The following is a 19,338-nucleotide window of genomic DNA, read 5'->3' as shown; positions in this document are numbered from 1 at the left end:
AATCGCGTCCATCCATGTCAGGGGCCCGTTACTTGACCGAAAGGCCGGGGATCGTGACCTGGAATACCTGGAACATGGTATCGACATCGGCGCCGCCGTCACCCTTATAGGCGGCGCCAACCTGGAAACCGTCCTGGGTCAGGAAATCGTTGTCGTTGGCGACGAACAGGAAATAATCGTCTGGCAGCTTGGGATCCTGGACGCTGGCGAGCGACATGGCTTCCCACTTTTCCGAGAGGTTGTTGCGATCGTTCGGCGCGCCGTTATGGAGACCGAAGCGGGCGAGGTCGGCGCTGTCGTTGATGTCGATGAAGCGGGTCAAGGTCGCTGGTTTCACGGACGGGTCAACAACGCCCTTCGGCGCAACCGGCTTGTCGGCATCGAATGCGGTGCCATGGATATCGGTGGCAGCAGAGACGTCGACGACATCGATATCGCGATAGAGCGACTTCTCGCCCTTCTGGCCATAGCCATTACCGCTGTCGCGAGCGAGCATCAGGAAGCTCGTCGGCGACAGTGCCACGATTTCGCTTTGGGCGGCGACGATCGTCTTACCCTTGTCGTCCTTGAAGACCGGCAGCGGCACGACATATTCATGCACCAGCTTCAAATGCGCCAGATCGGCGGCATCATAGACCATCGCGCGGGTGTTCTGTCGGGTCGAGCCGGAATCACCGCCGTCCTGACGGGCCGCGGACTGCAGTACGGCGATCAGGAACTTGCCGTCCGGAGTTATAGACATGCCCTCGAGACCTTGGTTGTTCTGGCGGCCGCTGCTCGGATCCTTCGGATCGGGAGCTGTTTCGCCGGGACCGGGATTGTTCGAAGCGAAGTTCACTTTACCCTGACGCATCGGCAGCAGGGCTTCCGGCGGCTGCGTGGCCGACATCATGTGTCCATCGGCCGAGAAGCGGTAGATGTAGGGGCCGTATTCGTCGCTGATGAACATTGTGCCGTCGGGCAGACGGACGATGGCTTCATCGTCGAGCGAGATCTTGCCGTTCGGTGCTTGCGGCAGCAGCGGCATGCCGTCGGCCGGAGCGCGAGTGCCATTAGCGGGATCGAGGCCGGTCGTGTCGGCGCCCTTGTTATCGGTCAGCAGCATGGCGTCAGCAAGCTTCGCATCGACGCCCGACTGTTCCTTGCCGGCCGGCGGCATTGCGCCAGGGGCAACCGGCGTCAACTGGATGTCGACGGTGTTGAGACGCGGACGGTAATCGGTGGTGCCGACAGCGTTATAGCCGCGATCAGGCAGCAGCCACAGCGAACCCTTGTAGGAACCATCGGCATTGCGCACCCAGCTCTTGGTGTCGATCGACATGCCCGAACCGGAACCGAAGGTCTCGCCGAACTTGTCGCGCTGATTGGCAGGAATGCGGCCAATGGCAACGCGACCCTTGTTGACCAGCGTGACTCCACTGACGGTGACGGAATTATCTGCGAGGGCTGCAACCGGGGCAGCGAAAACGAACGTGGCGAGCGCTGCAGACAGCAGCGGCAAAGTCATTGAACGCAAGTTTCTCACGGCAATATCCTTCCTGATGGAAAAGCTCTTTTTGTTGGAACGGCATTCACCCCAAGGCCGGCCGCTGGCCGGCTTCGAACGACCATTATCTGCATCTGTCGATTGCAGATATGCAGTAGGATGCGCCCGACTGTCCTTCCGGCAGACGGTCTAAGACGGCAACATGATAGGGACATGACAACTCGCCCAGAACGCGTGAGCGATACACAGGAGATCGGAAAAAGAGCGGCGGCTCTAGTCAGCTGAATCGGAAATTCGTGTCATAAGCTGTTGTCGACCTTCTGACAGAAGCGTTTGACGGCGGCGAGAATGTCGTCTGCCGATTTGGTCCACCGATACGGCTTGGGATTTTCGTTGTGGCGCTCGATGAAGCTTTTGATGTCGGCTTCGAGTTGAGCTGTCGAAGTATGGACGCCACGACGTAATTGCTTGCGGGTTAATTCCGCAAACCAGCGTTCGACTTGGTTGATCCATGAAGCCGAGGTTGGGGTGAAGTGCACGTGGTAGCGTGGCCGCCGCAGCAGCCAGTTCTTGATCGATGCAGTTTTGTGCGTTGCATAGTTGTCCATCACGATATGCACGTCCAAATCGGGCGGCACATTCGCATCGATCTGCTTCAGGAAGTCGAGGAACTCGGTGGCCCGATGCCGCTTGTAGCATTTGCCGATGACAAAGCCGGAGGCGACATCCAGAGCTGCAAACAACGTCGTTGTGCCGTGGCGAACATAAGAATGGGTACGCCGTTCAGGCACGCCAGGCATCATCGGCAGGACTGGCTGCTCGCGATCGAGTGCCTGGATTTGGCTCTTCTCGTCCACACTGAGAACCAGCGCCCGATTGGGAGGCGACAGATAAAGACCGACGATGTCGCGGACCTTATCGACGAACAGGGGATCGCTGGACAGCTTGAACGTCTCAGTGCGATGCGGCTGCAGGCCGAAGGCGTTCCATATCCGGCGGATCGTCGTGTGCGAAAAGCCGGCGACTCCTGCCATCGAGCGGATCGACCAGTGGGTCGCATCGCTTGGCGTAGAACGCAGCGTGCGCTCGATCACAGCAGCAATCTGATCATCGTCGATCGTTCGGGGCCGGCCAGGGCGAACTTCGTCGAGCAGGCCATCGAGCCGATCTTTAAGAAAGCGCCGTCGCCATTTGCCAACCGTATGTTCATGTACGCCAAGTTCGCTCGCAACGGTCTTGCTCGCAATCCCGTCGGCGCAGCGAAGAATGATCCGGCACCGCTCAGACATGGAACGAGCAACGCGATGTTTACGAACCTGTCGCTCTAGATATTCCCGCTCCGCCTCGCTCAAAATCAGGGGTGCCGTCGGTCGGCCAGTCGCATTTGCCATTGCTCAACCTCCCATGAAGAGGCCAAGCGTACAATGTAATGAACTTCTGTTCCAGGTGACTAGGTCAACGTTTTTACGGGGAGAGGCGCTGGCGGCGGCAGCTCCTTGCCGATCAGCTTTTCCCGATATTCCGGCGAGACCAGGCCGCCTGAGATCAGCAGCTTAGCGCCGTCTTCCGGGCTCATATCCAGAATCGTGATTTTTTCGCGCGGCACGAAAACCAGGAAGCCGGCTGTTGGGACAGGCGTCGGCGGCAGGAAAACGGCCACCATATCATGCCCCATGGCATTGAACTTCGAGGCGATTTCACCCTTGGCATCGGTCGAGATGAATACCATCGACCAAAGGCCGGGGCTCGGATATTCGATCAGCCCAACCTTCTTGAAAGATGTGCCCTGCTCCTTCAGCACGGTTTCGAAAATCTGCTTCACGCTTTTGTAGATGGTCCGCACCAGCGGCACGCGGTGCACGATCGATTCGCCGAAGCGGACGATGCTCTGGCCGATCAGGTTTTTGGCGAGGAAACCAACGATCGTGATGAAGATCATCGCGATCACCAGACCAGTGCCCGGAACGGCGAAATTCAGATAACTCTCGGGATCGTAGCGCGCCGGAATGTAGGGCCGGACCCAGCTATCTGCCCAGTGGACCACCGACCAGGTGAGCCAGAGCGTAATAGCGATCGGCGCGCATATAATCAGGCCCGCCAGGAAATTGTTTCTAATCCGCGTTGCCACAGACATTTTGATGAGTGTTTCGGTCATTCGCCGTTCGAAACTCCGTTCCGTCGCCACCGCTAACCGGCAAATTCTCCCCACCAACTCCCATGTGAAACGTGCCAGAAATCGGCGCGTCGCACAACCCGGCAGTCACGCCAACGGCCCGGATCAGAGCCCGGTTCACGACGACGTTATCCTAGGAAAAAAGCGGGGGAATTCGGCCTATTCCACGGTCACCGACTTGGCGAGATTGCGCGGCTGATCCACATCCGTGCCCATGAAGACAGCGGTGTGGTAGGCGAGCAGTTGGATCGGCAGAGAGAAGATCATCGGCGCGATGATTTCATCGACAACAGGCAGCGTGATCGTCGCCATGGTCGGCAAGGTCGAGGCGGTGGCCCCTGCCTCGTCCGTGATGAAGATAATACGACCGCCACGCGCTGCCACCTCCTGCATATTGGAGACGGTCTTGTCGAAGAAACGGTCGTAAGGCGCGATGACGATAACAGGCATGTTTTCGTCAATCAGCGCGATCGGACCGTGCTTCAGCTCGCCGGCCGCATAGCCTTCGGCGTGGATATAGGAGATCTCCTTGAGCTTCAGCGCGCCTTCCATGGCGAGCGGAAAGCTGGTGCCACGACCGAGATAAAGGACGTCTTTGAACTTGGAGATCTCGCGGGAAAGGCTTTCCATCTGCGGCTGGATGATGTTCAGCACCCGGGCCATGATGCGCGGCATCTCCACGAGGTGGCCCACCATCGCCTGTTCATCCTCGGCGCTGACCGTGCCACGCGCCTTGCCGGCGCAGATTGCCAAAGACGCCAGGACGGCAAGCTGGCAGGTGAAGGCCTTGGTGGAGGCCACGCCGATTTCGGGGCCGGCCATGATCGGGAACACCGCATCGGATTCGCGCGCGATGGTCGATTCCTTGACATTGACGACGGCGCCAATCTTCAGGCCGTGATCCCTGCAGTAACGCAGCGATGCCAGCGTATCGGCCGTCTCGCCGGATTGCGAAATGAACAGCGCGGCCTGCGAGGGCAATAGCGGCATCTCGCGATAGCGGAACTCGGAAGCGACATCGATCTCCACCGGCAAGCGGGCATAACGCTCGAACCAGTATTTGCCGATCAGGCCGGCGAGATAGGCCGTGCCGCAGGCTGAGATCGCCAAGCTGGACACCGTGCTGAAATCGATCGCGGATGCGGATGGGTGCACCCGATGACTGAAGAAATCGACATATTGGCTGAGCGCATGGGAGATCACCTCCGGCTGCTCATAGATTTCCTTTTCCATGAAATGGCGATGATTGCCCTTGTCGACCACGTAGGCAATCGCCTGCGATATCTGCCGAGGGCGGCTGACCTCCTGGCCGCTGAAATCGACGACAGTGGCGCCATCCCGGGTGATGATCGCGCAGTCGCCGTCGACCAGATAGGTGATTTCGTTGGTGAAGGGCGCCAGCGCGATAGCGTCGGAGCCGAGGAACATCTCGCCGTCGCCGAAACCGATGGCAAGTGGCGGGCCAGAGCGGGCCGCCATGAGCGTTTCGGAATCGTCCTGGAACATGACGACCAGTGCATAGGCACCGGTGACCCGATTCAGCATCTTCAGCATCGCCGCACGTGGATCGAGGCCCTGGCGGAGATATTTCGCCAGGAGATGTGCGACGACTTCCGTATCGGTCTGCGTGGCGAAGACCCGGCCTTCGGCCCTCAATTCCTCGCGCAGTTCGGAAAAATTCTCGATGATACCGTTGTGCACGACGGCAACGCCTTCGACGAAATGCGGATGGGCGTTGGTTTCATTCGGAACGCCATGAGTCGCCCAACGGGTGTGAGCAATGCCGGTGACGCCCGGCAGCGGCTCGACGTCCAGCCGCTTTTCAAGATTGAAGAGTTTCCCTTCGGCGCGACGGCGGTCCATTATGCCGTTGTGGATGGTCGCAACACCCGCTGAATCATAGCCGCGATATTCGAGACGCCGCAAAGCATCCACTAATCGTCCTGCCACAGGCTTCGTTCCAACAATCCCCACAATGCCGCACATGCACGTCTCCGTCTGGCCCAAGAAAATTGGAGCAAGTCCTAATGATTCTAGCAGTTTTCTCAATTGCTGCGATGGTCACTTTCGGTTTCCGACCGTTACGCGACCCTACACTTTCGGCTTAGTGGCTGCCCTTCTTCGCCGCTTTTATGGCCAAGGCCCGCTCGCGAAGGAGCTTGGCACGGCCGGGTTTTACCTCCTGGCGGGCACGGCCGAAGGCAAGCGCTTCGGCGGGGACATCCTCGGTGATGACGCTGCCTGAGGCCACATAGGCGTTATCGCCGATGCGTACGGGCGCCACCAGCGACGAGTTCGAGCCGACGAAGCTGTTGGCGCCGATGTGAGTCTCGTGCTTGTTGACCCCATCATAGTTGCAGGTAATCGTGCCCGCACCGATATTGCTGCCGGCCCCGACCGTGGCATCGCCGATATAGGTGAGATGGTTGACCTTCGCGCCCTCGCCGATCTTGCCGTTCTTCACCTCGCAGAAATTGCCGACCTTCGAGCCGCCAGCAAGGTCAGCACCCGGGCGCAGCCGCGCGAACGGGCCGACCGTGGCGCCAGCGCTGACATGGGCGCCTTCGATGTGTGAAAAGGAGTGGATGACGGCGCCGCCGTCGATGATGGCGCCGGGACCGAAGACAACATTCGGCTCGATCACCGCGTCCTGGCCGATCACCGTGTCAAAGGCAAGAAACACGGTTTCCGGCGCGATCATGGTGACGCCCGAAAGCATCAGCTCATGACGCCGCCGCTCCTGCCAGAGCCGTTCGATTACAGCGAGTTCGGCGCGATTGTTGCAGCCCGTCATCTCCACTTCCGGCGCGTCGACGGCGACTGCGTGGCCGCCGAGAGAGCGGGCGATCTCGACGAGATCGGTGAGATAATATTCGCGCTTGGCATTGTCATTGCCGATGCGGTCGAGCAGGTCGAGGGCCTTGCGGCCATTGATCGCCATAAGACCGCTGTTGCACCATGTGACTGCAAGCTCGGCATCGGTCGCATCCTTCGCCTCGCGGATGGCGATCAGCTCGCCATCCTTGACGAGCAGCCGGCCATAAGCGTTTGGATTATCCGTATGAAAGCCGATGACGACGATGTCATTGCCGGCGGCGAGCCCTTCGCGCGCGGCGCAAAGGGGCGCGTCGGTGAGCAGCGGCACATCGCCGTAAGCCACCAGGATATCGTCATAGCCTTCAGCGATCGCCTCGCGAGCGGCGAGGACCGCATGGCCGGTGCCGAGACGCTCCTTCTGCAGATAGGCCTCCACCTTGACGCCATCGATGGCGGCTGCGGCTGTCACCTCCTCCGCATCGCGGCCGACGACCAGTGCGGCAGCGGAAATATCGGCTTTGGCGATCGCTTCCATCACATGCGCGATCATCGGACGAGCGGCGATCGGGTGCAGGACCTTGGAGATCGACGACTTCATACGAGTGCTGTCACCGGCGGCGAGGATGATGGCGAGGCAGGTGCGTTCCATTTCAAGCTCCGAAAGATACGGTCCGACGAGGCCCATGAATAGGCATCGTGTTCTCATAGCAACTAGTTGAGCGGTGAACTACGGCGAAATTAGACGTAGACATCAAGCGTCTGCGAGCGCCGCGAAAGCTTCCTGGACATGCTTGCGGCCGTCGAAGATGACAAATTCCATCGCCTTATATGCAGCCAGTCCGTCACCCGCCGCAATGGCGTCCACAATGGCCATATGCGTATCGGCAATATTTCTGAAGCCATTGCTGGCAGGCGGCGCGCTCATGCGGAACATGCCGACAAGGGCTGCTTCGATCAGGCCGCCGAGCGAGCGCATGAAGGGATTGTGTGAGGCTTCCGTGATCGCCAGGTGAAAATGAAGATCGGCGACGGCGAGACTGTCGGACGTATGCTCCGGCGCGGCCATGGCCATCGCAAGCCGCCGCAGCAACTCGATTTCCTCCGCGCTGGCGCGCTCCGCTACGAGACTGGCGGCAAACGGCTCGAAGGCCAGACGAATGTCATAGAGGTGGAGGAGAAACTCCTCGTTGACGCCGCTTTCAAAGTGCCAAGTCAGCACCGCGCTGTCGAACATGTTCCAATGGATCTTCTCGGTGACCCGAGTGCCAACCCGGGCACGCGGAACGACCAAGCCTTTTGCCGCCAGGGTCTTCATGCTTTCGCGCAGAACCGTTCGCGACACCTTGAACCGTTGCAGAAGTTCGCTGTCGCCGGGAAGGATGCTGCCGACGGGAAAGGCACCCGACACGATTGCTTTTCCAAGATCATCCACGACCTGAGCATGGCTCGTTCGCGATTTTCCTTCGGTTTTCCTGGTTTCAAGCAATCTACTGCGCAAATACTCTGTCCTTCCCTTAGGCGTAACGTCGATTGAAGCGGGAAAGCAGCAGAAGTCCCTTCTGCATCAGAATAAACGCAAAGAGCAGCAGCCCGATCAATATCTTAGTCCACCAACTGGAGAGCGTTCCATCAAAGGTGATATAAGTCTGAATCAAGCCCTGTATGAGAATTCCGATGAGAGTTCCTCCTACGAACCCTGCTCCTCCCGTGAGCAATGTTCCGCCTATCACCACTGCGGCGATAGCGTCGAGCTCGACGCCAACCGTAGCCAGCGAATATCCAGCCGACGTATAGAGCGAAAAAACGATTCCGGATAGACCGGCGAGAAAGCCGGACAGCGCATAGATCTGGATCGTCGTGCGGCCCACTGGAACGCCCATCAACTGAGCCGTCTGCACCCCGCCGCCCAGCGCATAGACGTTGGCTCCGAAGCGGGTGCGGTGCGCCAATAGGATGCCGCCGGCAAAGACGACAAGCATGATGCCGCCGATCAGCGTCAGACGGCCGCCGCCCGGCAGCAACAGGTAAAGATCGCTCAATTGCGAATAGAAATCATGCTCGATCGGGATGCTGTCGATCGACAGGACGAAAGCGATACCGCGCGCAAGAAACATGCCCGCCAGCGTGACGATGAATGGCGGCATGCTGAGGTAGTGGATGATGGCGCCCATGCCTGCACCGAAGATTGTCGTAATCACCAGAACGAGCGCGAAGGCAAACAAAGGATGGATCGAGGTATCCCGCAGAATGATCGCCAGAAAGACGCCGGTAAAGGCAATGACCGAACCGATCGACAGATCGATGCCGCCGGAGAGGATGACGAAGGTCATGCCGACGGCGGCAATTCCAAGAAAAGCGTTGTCCGTCAGCAGATTGCCGACAACCCGCGTCGACAGCATGGTCGGAAACTGCAGCACGCAGCCGGTATAGGCCAGCAGGAAAATGACGATCGTCGCAAGCAGAGGAAGATATTTCGAATTCACTTTGCCTGCTCCTCATGGATCATCTGCGCCGCGCCGCGCCGACGCCAGAAAAACGCCGAGACGGATTGGAGAGCCGGTGACTGGATGACCAGAATGATGATGACGATGACGGCCTTGATCACCAAATTGAATTCCGGAGGGAAGCCGGACAGCAGAATACCTGTATTGACCGACTGGATGATCATCGCGCCGATAAGCGAGCCGACAATGCTGAAGCGGCCGCCAAGAAGGGAATTGCCGCCGACGACAACAGCCAGGATCGCATCAAGTTCGAGCCAAAGGCCAGCATTGTTCGCGTCCGCGCCCTTGATATCGGCGGAGACGATGATGCCGGCGATCGAAGCGCAAAGGCCGCTCAGCGCATAGACGGCGATCAGTAGTACCGGCGTCTGTATGCCCGACAGCGTGCTGGCCCGCCGGTTGATGCCGATCGCCTCGACCAGCATGCCGAGCGCCGTGCGCCTCACCAGAAGAATGACCGCCAATGCCACCAACAACCAGATGACAACCGGCATCGGCAGAGTGGCGAAGGACCCACTTCCCAGGAAGATGAGCCCGTCGTCATTGAAGGTCATGATAACGCCTTCGGTGATCAACTGGGCTATCCCGCGGCCCGCGACCATCAGCACCAGCGTGGCGATGATCGGTTGGATGTCGAGAACCGCGACCAGGAAGCCATTCCATAGCCCGCATGCGAGCCCGACCGCGATGGTCAACATCAGCGTATAAGCGAGCGAATCTCCGGAGACGATTGCGGATGCCGCGACGGCGCCGCAAATTGCGATCACCGCGCCGACCGAGAGATCGATGCCCTTAGTGGCGATGACCAGTGTCATGCCGATGGATAGAAGTGCGACCGGCGCACCGCGATTGAGAACGTCGATGATGCTGCCGTACAATCTGCCATTCTGCAGTTCCAGATGAAAAAACTGCGGGAACATGATGAAATTCAAAAGAAGAATGGCAGCCAGCGCAATGAGCTGGGGAGCCAATCGAAACAATAAGGACTTAATCTGCGAACTCATGCGTCCTCCCGCTTGCTCTCGCCCGTCGCTATGGAGTCGACGATATTGCTGGCGGAAATCTTATCGCCTGTCAGTTCCGCAATATGCTCGCGGTCGCGCAGAACGATAACGCGGGAACTATAGGCCACGAGTTCTTCCAATTCAGAGGAAATCACGACAAGGGACATTCCCTGACCGCAAAGATCTTCGATCAGGCGGATGATCTCGGCATGCGCACCGACATCAATGCCGCGCGTCGGCTCGTCCAGGATCAGGAAGTTGGGATTGGTCGCCAGCCAGCGCGCCAGAATGGCCTTCTGCTGATTGCCGCCGGACAGCAGCTTGATCGGCTTTTCGCGGTCGGTGGTGCGAATATCCAGTGCTTTGATGTAGCGGTCGGCGATTGCGTTCTGCTCGCCACGCGGCAACGGGCGCGCCCAGCCGCGGCGGGCCTGGAGCGCCATGACGATGTTTTCGCGGATAGACAGATCACCGATGATGCCGTCCGTCTTGCGGTCTTCCGGACAAAAGCCGAAGCCGTTCTTGATGGCGGCGCGCGGGCCCGAAAGAGCCACCGTCTTGTCCTCTATCTTTGCCTCGCCACTATCGGCGCGCTCGACGCCGAAAAGCACCTCCGCGGTCTCCGTGCGTCCGGAGCCCAGCAGTCCGGCAATCCCCACCACTTCGCCGATACGAACCTCAAGGTCGAAGCGTTTGATCTTGCCGCGCTTGCCGAAATTGGTGAAGCGGTATCTTACCGGCCCGCTTTCGCTGACCGCCTGTTTCGCGGTCGCCTCGGCCTGCGCAAGTTCGCGGCCGAGCATCATGGCGATGAGGGTCTGCCGCGAAAGGCCTTCCGCATCGCGAGTACCCACCAGCCGACCGTTGCGCAGAACGGTTATGCGGTCGCAGATCTGATAAACTTGTTCAAGAAAATGCGTAATGAAAACAATGCCTAGTCCGCGCTGCTTCAGATTCCGGATAATACCGAAAAGCATGGCGACTTCCTGGGTGTCGAGGCTGGCGGTCGGCTCGTCGAGAATCAGAACCTTGCCAGAGAGATCGACAGCACGCGCGATCGCGATGACTTGCTGAATTGCGACGGAGAAACGGTCAAGCTGGCGGCTGACATCGATTTCTATGCCGTATTGCGACAGCAGGTCTTTCGCCATGCTGTTCATCACGCGGCTGCTGACCATGCCAAAGCGTCTTGGCTGACGGCCGAGAAACAGATTTTCGGCGACGCTCAAATTCGCAAGGAGGTTCACCTCCTGATAGACCGTTCCGATACCGAGCCTCTGCGCTGCAAGCGTATCATGCGGGTCGATCTCGGCACCGTCGAGAACGAGGCTGCCTGCATCGCGGCGGTAGGCACCGGTCATGCACTTGATGAGTGTCGATTTTCCGGCACCATTTTCGCCGAGAAGCGCATGGACTTCCCCCCGCAGCAATGTGAAATCGACATGATCAAGGGCGGTGGAACCGGGAAAATATTTACAGAAGCCGGTAGCGGTCAGAAGGCGCTCGACATCATGAGCCATGGAGTAAGCATTTCCTTGGATTGAGCTGGTATGCAAAAAAGCGCGGAACTTGCCGCTCGCTTAAAGCGCCGTGCGTCCATCCGAACACACAAAGGTCGCTCTAAATCTTTTATATCTAGAGCATCTTGTGCGCTTCGGCAGTTCCGCGCTTGAGAATCCACACCGGCCGTTTGCCAGCCGATGTGGTTCGCTTTTTTTACATCAATAGCCCTGGCCCTTCTTCTCCTCGTAGACCTTCTGCGGGTCGTCAGCCTGCGTATATAGCTTGGACTCGGTCTGGATCCACTTCGGCGGCTCCTTCTTGGTCTTCAGGTAGGCGTCGAGGGCATCGAAGGCGGGGCCGGCCATGTTCGGCGTCAGTTCCACCGTAGCGTTAGCTTCGCCGGCTGCCATGGCCTTGAAGAGGTCCGGAACCGAATCGATGGATACGGTCAGGATATCCTTGCCCGGCTTCAGACCGGCTTCCTTGATCGCCTGGATGGCGCCGACGGCCATGTCGTCGTTGTGAGCGTAAAGCGCGCAGATATCCTTGCCGCCGTTTTCGGCCTTCAGGAAGCTTTCCATGACTTCCTTGCCCTTGGCACGGGTGAAATCACCCGTCTGGCTACGCACGATCTTCAGATTGTCATGGCCCTTGATGGCTTCTTCGAAGCCCTTCTTGCGGGCGATAGCCGGCGAGGAACCGGTGGTTCCCTGAAGCTCGACGATGTTGCACTTCTTGTCGCCAACCGTCTTCACAAGCCAGTCGCCCGCGACCTTGCCTTCGTGAATCTGGTCGGAGGTGACAGCGGTCAGATAGAGATCCTTTGGTGCGTTGATCGTGCGATCAAGCAGAATGACCGGGATCTTGGCTTCCTTTGCTTCCTTCAGGACGGAATCCCATCCCGTTTCGACGACGGGAGCCAGCAGAATCGCATCAACACCCTGTGCGATGAAGGAGCGAATCGCCTTGATCTGATTTTCTTGCTTCTGCTGAGCATCGGCGAATTTGAGATCGATGCCGCGCTTCTCAGCTTGCTGCTTGGTAACCGTCGTTTCCGCCGCGCGCCAGCCGGATTCCGAACCGATTTGCGAAAAGCCAACGACCAAGTCCTTTGCCGACGCAGACGTAAACATGCAAGCAGCGAGAATCGTGGCACTCACCAGTGCAGTCTTCAATTTCATGATGTCCTCCCAATTGGCCGTCTCCTACGGCCACAGGGAAAAAATCATATAGTAATACTTTTGTAAATCGACATTCTGTGATGCAGTGCAACAAAAAAGGGCGCCTTGGGGCGCCCTCTTTCAACCTTCGCGATTTCGAGCATGCTTATTTAGCTGCTGGAAGCTTGTCGTCGACGCCTTCGATATAGAAGTTCATGCCCAGCAGAGTGGCGTCATCGGCCTTTTCGCCGGCCTTCAGCCAGGGCGTGCCATCCTGCTTGTTGATCGGGCCTGTGAAAGGCGCGAGCTCGCCGGACTTGATCTTGGCTTCGGTCTCTTCAGCCATCTTCTTCACGTCGTCAGGCATGTTGGTGTAGGGCGACATCTTCAGGATGCCATCCTTCAGGCCGTCCCAGTTCTGTTCGGCCTTCCAGGTGCCATCCAGCAGCGCATGGACGCGTTTGGAGTAGTAGTTACCCCAGGTGTCGACGACGGCGGTCAATTGCGCATGCGGGCCAGAGGCAAGCATGTCGGTCGCCTGGCCGAAGGCATGGATACCGCGTTCCTCGGCCACCTGCATCGGCGCGGTGGTGTCGGTATGCTGGGTCAGAATGTCGACGCCCTGGTCGATCATGGCCTTGGCGGCGTCGGCTTCCTTGCCCGGGTCGAACCAGGTGTTGACCCAGATGACCTTAAGCTTGAAGTTCGGGTCGACCGAGCGCGCGCCTTGCTCGAAGGAGTTGATGCCCATGACCACTTCCGGAATCGGGAAGGAGGCAATGTAGGCAGCGCCGTGATTCTTCGACATCTTGGCGGCGATCTGCCCCAGGATGTAGCGGCCTTCATAGAAGCGCGAGTTGTAGGTGGCGAGGTTCGGGCCGCTCTTGAAACCGGTCGCATGCTCGAACTTCACCTTCGGGAACTTCGCGGCGACCTTGGCGGTCGCATCCATGAAGCCGAATGAGGTGGAGAAGATCAGCGAGCAGCCGGAGCGTGCGAGACGTTCGATGGCGCGCTCGGCGTCAGGCCCTTCCGGAACGTTTTCGAGATACGGCGTATCGATCTTGTCGCCGAATTCCTTCTGGATCTGCTGACGGCCGAGATCGTGTGCCTGCGAATAGCCGCCGTCCGTATGCGAGCCGACATAGACAAAGCAGATCTTAGTCGGCGCAGCTTCGGCCGCAGCGCTAAAGCCGATAATGGCAGCGGCCGTGGTGGCGAGTGTGAGTGCTAGTTTCTTCATGGTTACCCCTGCTGGTTTGACATAATTTACGAAATCCGTCCGGTTTGTTGTTCTTAGCGCTCCGGAACGAAGGCCTTGCCGAGCGACGCTGGCGTATTGATCAGGGTCGCGCGGCGATTTTGAGAGATGATGACGAGAACCACAATAGTCGATGCATAGGGCAACATCGACAGAAACTGTGACGGAATGCCGACGCCGAAGCCCTGGGCATGAAACTGCAGAATCGTCACCGCGCCGAAGAGATAGCCGCCGGCCAGGACGCGCATCGGCCGCCAGGACGCGAAGACAACGAGCGCCAGCGTCACCCAGCCGCGACCGGCCGACATGTTCTCGACCCATTGCGGCGTGTAGACCAGCGACAACTGCGCCCCGGCAAGTCCCGCACAGGCGCCGCCGAACATGACTGCGAGATAACGCGTGCGGATAACGTCTATCCCGAGGGCATGTGCCGAGCCGTGACTATCCCCGACTGCGCGCAGCTTCAGGCCGACGCGGCTGCGGAAGAGGAACCAGCTGACGCCGATGAGCAGCGCGATCGAGAGATAAAACGTCAAATCCTGCTTGAAGAGCACCGGCCCAACAAGCGGGATGTCTGATAGGAGCGGGAAGACGATTGCGCGCAGCTGCACCCCAGGTACGCTGACATAGCCTTCACCGATCATGCCGGAGAGGCCGAGGCCGAGGATGGTGAGCGCCAGACCCGTCGCCACTTGGTTGGTCACCAGCGTTAGCGTCAGGAATCCGAACAGCAGCGAAAACAGCGCGCCGGCGACAATGCCGGTAATAAGGCCCACATAGGGCGATCCGCTCATCTGGGCGCCGACAAAGGCGGCGACCGCGCCCATGATCATCATGCCTTCGACGCCGAGATTGAGCACACCGGAGCGCTCCACCACCAACTCGCCGAGACCGGCGATGACGAGCGGCGTCGAGGCCGTGATGATCGTCAGGAGGATGGCCTCAAAGACACTCATGCCGCACCTCCCCGTACCCGTGACCAAGTCAGCCGGATCTTGTAGTAGATCAACGTATCGCAAGAGAGCACGAAGAACAGCAACAGTCCCTGAAAGACGCTCGCCGCCTTGGCGGAGATGCCGGGCGACAATTGCGCCGCCTCGCCGCCGAGATAGGTAAGCGCCAGCACGAAGCCGGAGAGGATTGCGCCGAGCGGATTGAGACGCGCCAGGAAAGCCACGATGATGGCGGTAAAGCCGTAGCCCGGCGAAATCGCCGGCTGCAGATGGCCGATCGAGCCAGCAACCTCGGAAATGCCGGCAAGACCCGCGAGCGCGCCGGAGAACAGGAAGCCGAACCAGACCATTTTCCGCGAGGAGAAGCCGGCGAAGCGCCCTGCCCGTTCCGATTGGCCGAGAACGGTTATCTCGAAGCCCTTCAGCGTGTATTTCATCATGAACCAGGCAAGGATCGCCGCGACGATGGCGAAGACTATCCCCCAATGCGCGCGGCCGGAATCCTCCCAGATCGCCGGCAGCGTCGCTTCGGGGGGAAAATCGATGCTCTGCGGGAAATTATGGCCCTGCGGATCGCGCCAAGGCCCGCGTGTCAGCCAATCCAGGTAGAGCTGTGCGATATAGACAAGCATCAGGCTCGTCAGGATCTCATTGGTATTGAAATGCGCCTTCAACAACGCTGGAATGGCGGCATAGAGCGCGCCGCCGATGGCGCCGGCGATCAGCATCAGCGGCAGGACCATCGGCGAATGCCAGTCGGTGAAGACGATCGGAATGTAGGAGCCGGCAACCGCACCGATGGTGAATTGGCCTTCCGCGCCGATGTTCCAGTTGTTGGAGCGGTAGCAGACGCAAAGGCCGACGGCGATAAGGATCAGCGGACCGGCCTTGATCGCCAGTTCGTGCAGCGACCAGATCTCAAGCAGCGGCTCAACGAAGAAAGCGTCCAGCGCCTCCACGGGATCCTTGCCGAGCAGGGCGAACATGATGGTGCCGGCGATCAGCGCCAGCATGAGCGCAAGCAGCGGCGACAGGAAGCCGAACAGTTTCGAGACCTGCAGGCGCCTTTCGAGTTCAATGCGCATGCGAAGGCTCCGAATGGGTCTTGGATTCATGCAGGCCGCCCATCAGCAGGCCAATCTTCTCGCGCGTCAGCTCGCCGATAGTGTAGGAAGGCGACAGCCGCCCCTCCGAGATCACCGCAACATCGGTGGCCACTTCGAATATCTCGTCGAGATCCTGGCTGATGACCAGAACGGCCGATCCATTGCTGGCAAGATCGACGAGCGCCTGGCGGATGCGGCTCGACGCGCCGGCATCCACGCCCCAGGTCGGCTGGTTGACGACAAGGACGGCGGGCTGCCGGTCGAGTTCACGCCCGACAATGAATTTCTGCAGATTGCCGCCCGACAGCGATCCGGCCATCGGGTCGTCGCCGCTCTTGCGCACGTCCATGGCTTCGGAGATACGCTTGGCCGCCTGCCTGACGGCACCGTGCCTGATAACTTTCAGGAAGCCGCCACCGAGGAATGCCTTGCGGTCGGACTGGCTGCGCGCCAGCACGAGATTGTCGGAGAGCTTGAGGCTGGTAACGGCGGCATGGCCATGCCGCTCTTCGGGCACGAAGCCTGCGCCGAGCAGGCGGCGCGCGTTGATGCCCTTGGTGCCGACCGCCTGGCCGCGCACCCGGATCAGATCGTCCGACGCTACAGTATGCTCACCGGAAACGACATCGAACAGCTCTCCCTGCCCATTGCCCGCGACTCCCGCGATCGCCAGAATTTCGCCGGCGCGAACACGCAGCGAAACGTCCTTTAGCGACATGGCAAAAGGCGTGCGCGCCGGCACCGAAAGGCCAGCGACCTCGAGCTGAATATCACCCTTTTTTCCAAGACTTTCATGATGCACGCTCGCAACATCGCTGCCGACCATCATGCGCGCGAGCGAAGCGGGCGTTTCCTGCCGTGGGTCGCAGGCGCCGGTCACCCTGCCGTGACGCAGCACCGTCGCCCGCGAGCAGATGCGTTGCACCTCCTCCAGACGGTGGCTGATATAAAGGACCGAGCGGCCTTCGTCCCGAAGCTGAAACAGCGTTTCAAACATGCGGTCGGCTTCCTGCGGCGTCAGCACCGAGGTCGGCTCGTCGAGAATGATCAGCTTCGGATTCTGCAGCAGCGCGCGGACGATTTCGATGCGCTGGCGCTCGCCGACGGAAAGGTCGGCAACATGCGCATCGGGATCGAGCGGCAGGCCATAGGCTCGGGACAGGGTCGCAGCCTCCTCGGCGATCCTGCCGATCGGGATGCCATCATCGAGGGAAAGGGCGATGTTTTCGGCGACCGTCAGCGCTTCGAACAACGAGAAATGCTGAAACACCATGCCGATGCCGAGCTTGCGCGCTTCACCCGGCGAGCCGATCGAAACAGGCTGGCCTTCCCAGGCAATCTCGCCTTCAGTCGGCTCCAAAACGCCGAATAGCATCTTGACCAGCGTGGATTTGCCTGCACCGTTTTCGCCGAGCAGTGCATGAATCTCGCCCGGTTGGATTTCCAGATCAATTCCATTGCAGGCAGCAAAGCTACCGAACAGCTTCGTCAGTTTGCGAACCGACAATAACGCACCGGTTGCCGGCACATCGGATGACGACACGTTCCCCTCATTTCTTTCCCAACATCCTGCCCTTTTTGGATCTATGGGATCAGCAGCGTAGTTCCACTCGTTTTTCTTGTTTCCAGGTCCGTGTGCGCGCGCCCCGCATCGCTCAACGGATAGGTCTGGTTGATATTGATACGCACTTTGCTGCCTTGCACAACAGCAAATAATGCCTTTGCGCTAGCTCTCAGCTCCTCAGGAGTCGCGATATAGGCGAAAAGGCTTGGCCGTGTGGCGAAAAGTGAACCTTTCTGATTGAGGATCGCAAGGTCAAAATTTTCAATCGGGCCAGAGGATTGACCGAAGGTCACCCACATGCCGCGCGGCCGCAGACAATCGAGGGACTGCGGAAAGGTATCACGGCCGATCGAATCGTAGACAACATCGACACCCTTGCCGCCTGTGATCTCCCGGACGCGGTCCACGAAACTTTCGCGGCTGTAATCAATGACATGGTCGTAGCCATGCGCCAGCGCCATTTTGACCTTGTCCGGCGAACCGGCCGTTCCGATCACCGTGGCGCCGAGCGCCTTTGCCCATTGACCCGCGATCAATCCGACGCCACCGGCCGCGGCATGAAACAGCAGCACGGTTTCGGGTCCGACCTTGAAGGTGCGGTTGAGGAGATATTCGGCCGTCATCCCCTTCAGCATCATCGACGCAGCGGTCTCTAGCTCGATATCATCCGGCACCTTGACCGCATAACGCGTTTCGATGTTGCGCTCGACGCTATAGGCACCATCACCGCCAACATAGGCAACACGATCGCCGACGGCAAAATCGCTCACGCCCGGTCCAACGGCTGAAATCGTGCCGGCCGCTTCCTTGCCGAGCGGCAGCGGGAAATAAGGCGCCTTGTAGAGGCCCGATCGGAAATAGATATCCACGAAATTCAGTCCGATCGCGGCATGGCGGATCTGCACCTCGCCGGCACCTGGTGAAGGCAGATCTACCTCCTCCAGCTTCATGACTTCCGGACCGCCGTTTTGATGGATGCGAATGGCCTGGGTCTTCTTCATGGCTTGTAAATCCTATTGGCGCCCGAGGGACGGGAAAAACTGCAGAACAGCGCCAATGCAATAGAGGTAGATGCCGCTGATGACAAACAAGGCAACAGCCCATTGCGGCATGACGAAGTGCATCAGCAACGAATACATGCCGAGTGCGGACCAGAACAGGAATATACCGAGATTGAGCGGGCGCAGCCGCTTGACCCGCACAGGATGCAGAAAATTGATCGGCAGGAATGTCAAGACCACCGAAACGCCGACGAGGACCAGGGCGGTCGTCGCACTGGCGCCGATGACGAAGAGCGTGAAGATCACCATGTTCCAGACGACCGGGAAACCGGAGAAGAAATATTCGTCCGTTTTCATGCCCGTATCGGCGTAGTAAATGGCACTGGAGACGACGATCATCCCGGCGGCGGCGAAGGACCAGGGCTGGCCGATCATGCCGCTTTCATAAAGCGCGAAGGCGGGTAGAAGCACATAGGTGACATAGTCGATGATATTGTCGAGCGTGTCGCCGGACCAATTCGGCAACACTTCCTTGACGCGGACCTTGCGGGCAATCGGTCCATCGATGCCATCGACAAGCAATGCCAGACCGAGCCACCAGAACATATCGACAAAACGATGTTCCGACGCCGCGACGACGCCGAGGAAGGCAAGAAAAGAGCCGGATGCCGTCAATATATGCACGGAAAAAGCACGAATCTCCGCGTAAGGCACCCGCTTGTAGTTGAAGATTTTCATACGCCCCGTCACTCGCCTGCTTATCTACCTGCCCCGGCAGGCGATTTTTTCTTGCTAATATGCACCCT

At 59.2% G+C, this 19,338-nt stretch carries 16 protein-coding genes; all 16 read right to left on the bottom strand.

The window, feature by feature from the left end:
- Nucleotides 1–28: 28 nt before the first annotated feature.
- The 16 genes from CCGE525_RS10140 to pcsA all read right to left on the bottom strand — a co-directional run bounded on the left by CCGE525_RS10140 (nt 29) and on the right by pcsA (nt 19,270).
- On the bottom strand, nt 29–1,507 hold the full coding sequence (locus CCGE525_RS10140; RefSeq protein ID WP_120704146.1) for an esterase-like activity of phytase family protein: 1,479 nt from the start codon (nt 1,505–1,507) through the stop codon (nt 29–31).
- A gap of 278 nt (nt 1,508–1,785) precedes the next feature.
- Nucleotides 1,786–2,877 (bottom strand): IS630 family transposase, encoded by a 1,092-nt coding sequence (locus CCGE525_RS10135; protein ID WP_120704145.1) that lies wholly within the window; start codon nt 2,875–2,877, stop codon nt 1,786–1,788.
- A 59-nt stretch (nt 2,878–2,936) separates the two neighbouring features.
- On the bottom strand, nt 2,937–3,641 hold the full coding sequence (locus CCGE525_RS10130; protein ID WP_120704144.1) for a DUF502 domain-containing protein: 705 nt from the start codon (nt 3,639–3,641) through the stop codon (nt 2,937–2,939).
- A 177-nt stretch (nt 3,642–3,818) separates the two neighbouring features.
- Nucleotides 3,819–5,645, bottom strand: a complete 1,827-nt coding sequence (gene glmS / locus CCGE525_RS10125; protein WP_120704143.1) for a glutamine--fructose-6-phosphate transaminase (isomerizing) — start codon at nt 5,643–5,645, stop codon at nt 3,819–3,821.
- Between the two features lie 118 nt (nt 5,646–5,763).
- Nucleotides 5,764–7,125, bottom strand: coding sequence for a bifunctional UDP-N-acetylglucosamine diphosphorylase/glucosamine-1-phosphate N-acetyltransferase GlmU (gene glmU, locus CCGE525_RS10120; RefSeq protein WP_120706353.1), 1,362 nt, complete (start codon nt 7,123–7,125; stop codon nt 5,764–5,766).
- 102 nt (nt 7,126–7,227) lie between these two features.
- On the bottom strand, nt 7,228–7,974 hold the full coding sequence (locus tag CCGE525_RS10115) for a FadR/GntR family transcriptional regulator (RefSeq protein ID WP_120704142.1): 747 nt from the start codon (nt 7,972–7,974) through the stop codon (nt 7,228–7,230).
- Nucleotides 7,975–7,990: 16 nt separating this feature from the next.
- Nucleotides 7,991–8,959: a galactofuranose ABC transporter, permease protein YjfF gene (gene yjfF / locus CCGE525_RS10110; RefSeq protein ID WP_120704141.1), complete on the bottom strand. Its 969-nt coding sequence runs from the start codon at nt 8,957–8,959 to the stop codon at nt 7,991–7,993.
- Nucleotides 8,956–9,984, bottom strand: coding sequence for an ABC transporter permease (locus CCGE525_RS10105; protein WP_120704140.1), 1,029 nt, complete (start codon nt 9,982–9,984; stop codon nt 8,956–8,958). Before CCGE525_RS10105 ends, yjfF begins: the two co-directional genes overlap by 4 nt.
- A complete protein-coding gene (gene ytfR, locus CCGE525_RS10100) occupies nt 9,981–11,504 on the bottom strand; it encodes a galactofuranose ABC transporter, ATP-binding protein YtfR (protein ID WP_120704139.1) in 1,524 nt (507 codons plus the stop codon). The genes CCGE525_RS10105 and ytfR overlap by 4 nt, the downstream gene beginning before the upstream one ends.
- Nucleotides 11,505–11,705: 201 nt before the next feature.
- Nucleotides 11,706–12,668 (bottom strand): galactofuranose ABC transporter, galactofuranose-binding protein YtfQ, encoded by a 963-nt coding sequence (gene ytfQ / locus CCGE525_RS10095; RefSeq protein ID WP_120704138.1) that lies wholly within the window; start codon nt 12,666–12,668, stop codon nt 11,706–11,708.
- A gap of 145 nt (nt 12,669–12,813) precedes the next feature.
- Nucleotides 12,814–13,890 (bottom strand): BMP family ABC transporter substrate-binding protein, encoded by a 1,077-nt coding sequence (locus CCGE525_RS10090; protein WP_120704137.1) that lies wholly within the window; start codon nt 13,888–13,890, stop codon nt 12,814–12,816.
- A 53-nt stretch (nt 13,891–13,943) separates the two neighbouring features.
- On the bottom strand, nt 13,944–14,864 hold the full coding sequence (locus tag CCGE525_RS10085) for an ABC transporter permease (RefSeq protein ID WP_120704136.1): 921 nt from the start codon (nt 14,862–14,864) through the stop codon (nt 13,944–13,946).
- Complete coding sequence (locus tag CCGE525_RS10080; RefSeq protein WP_120704135.1) at nt 14,861–15,946, bottom strand: ABC transporter permease; 1,086 nt, start codon at nt 15,944–15,946, stop codon at nt 14,861–14,863. The genes CCGE525_RS10085 and CCGE525_RS10080 overlap by 4 nt, the downstream gene beginning before the upstream one ends.
- A complete protein-coding gene (locus CCGE525_RS10075) occupies nt 15,936–17,510 on the bottom strand; it encodes an ABC transporter ATP-binding protein (protein WP_120704134.1) in 1,575 nt (524 codons plus the stop codon). The genes CCGE525_RS10080 and CCGE525_RS10075 overlap by 11 nt, the downstream gene beginning before the upstream one ends.
- A gap of 41 nt (nt 17,511–17,551) precedes the next feature.
- On the bottom strand, nt 17,552–18,532 hold the full coding sequence (locus CCGE525_RS10070; protein ID WP_120704133.1) for a quinone oxidoreductase family protein: 981 nt from the start codon (nt 18,530–18,532) through the stop codon (nt 17,552–17,554).
- Nucleotides 18,533–18,544: 12 nt separating this feature from the next.
- Nucleotides 18,545–19,270, bottom strand: coding sequence for a phosphatidylcholine synthase (gene pcsA / locus CCGE525_RS10065; RefSeq protein ID WP_120704132.1), 726 nt, complete (start codon nt 19,268–19,270; stop codon nt 18,545–18,547).
- Nucleotides 19,271–19,338 lie beyond the last annotated feature (68 nt).

The organism is Rhizobium jaguaris, from assembly GCF_003627755.1.
In the GTDB taxonomy this organism is placed as follows: Bacteria; Pseudomonadota; Alphaproteobacteria; order Rhizobiales; family Rhizobiaceae; genus Rhizobium; species Rhizobium jaguaris.
Note: the sequence above shows the minus strand (reverse complement) of the source record. Positions and strands in the feature narration are given on the sequence as shown.

What these genes read in the sequence shown, in the direction of transcription:
- CCGE525_RS10140 (WP_120704146.1), bottom strand. Translation starts at nt 1,507, where the DNA reads ATGACTTTGCCGCTGCTGTCTGCAGCGCTCGCCACGTTCGTTTTCGCT.
- glmS (WP_120704143.1), bottom strand. Translation starts at nt 5,645, where the DNA reads ATGTGCGGCATTGTGGGGATTGTTGGAACGAAGCCTGTGGCAGGACGA.
- CCGE525_RS10070 (WP_120704133.1), bottom strand. Translation starts at nt 18,532, where the DNA reads ATGAAGAAGACCCAGGCCATTCGCATCCATCAAAACGGCGGTCCGGAA.
- pcsA (WP_120704132.1), bottom strand. Translation starts at nt 19,270, where the DNA reads ATGAAAATCTTCAACTACAAGCGGGTGCCTTACGCGGAGATTCGTGCT.
- CCGE525_RS10085 (WP_120704136.1), bottom strand. Translation starts at nt 14,864, where the DNA reads ATGAGTGTCTTTGAGGCCATCCTCCTGACGATCATCACGGCCTCGACG.
- CCGE525_RS10090 (WP_120704137.1), bottom strand. Translation starts at nt 13,890, where the DNA reads ATGAAGAAACTAGCACTCACACTCGCCACCACGGCCGCTGCCATTATC.
- CCGE525_RS10130 (WP_120704144.1), bottom strand. Translation starts at nt 3,641, where the DNA reads ATGACCGAAACACTCATCAAAATGTCTGTGGCAACGCGGATTAGAAAC.
- CCGE525_RS10135 (WP_120704145.1), bottom strand. Translation starts at nt 2,877, where the DNA reads ATGGCAAATGCGACTGGCCGACCGACGGCACCCCTGATTTTGAGCGAG.
- CCGE525_RS10105 (WP_120704140.1), bottom strand. Translation starts at nt 9,984, where the DNA reads ATGAGTTCGCAGATTAAGTCCTTATTGTTTCGATTGGCTCCCCAGCTC.
- CCGE525_RS10080 (WP_120704135.1), bottom strand. Translation starts at nt 15,946, where the DNA reads ATGCGCATTGAACTCGAAAGGCGCCTGCAGGTCTCGAAACTGTTCGGC.
- ytfR (WP_120704139.1), bottom strand. Translation starts at nt 11,504, where the DNA reads ATGGCTCATGATGTCGAGCGCCTTCTGACCGCTACCGGCTTCTGTAAA.
- glmU (WP_120706353.1), bottom strand. Translation starts at nt 7,125, where the DNA reads ATGGAACGCACCTGCCTCGCCATCATCCTCGCCGCCGGTGACAGCACT.
- ytfQ (WP_120704138.1), bottom strand. Translation starts at nt 12,668, where the DNA reads ATGAAATTGAAGACTGCACTGGTGAGTGCCACGATTCTCGCTGCTTGC.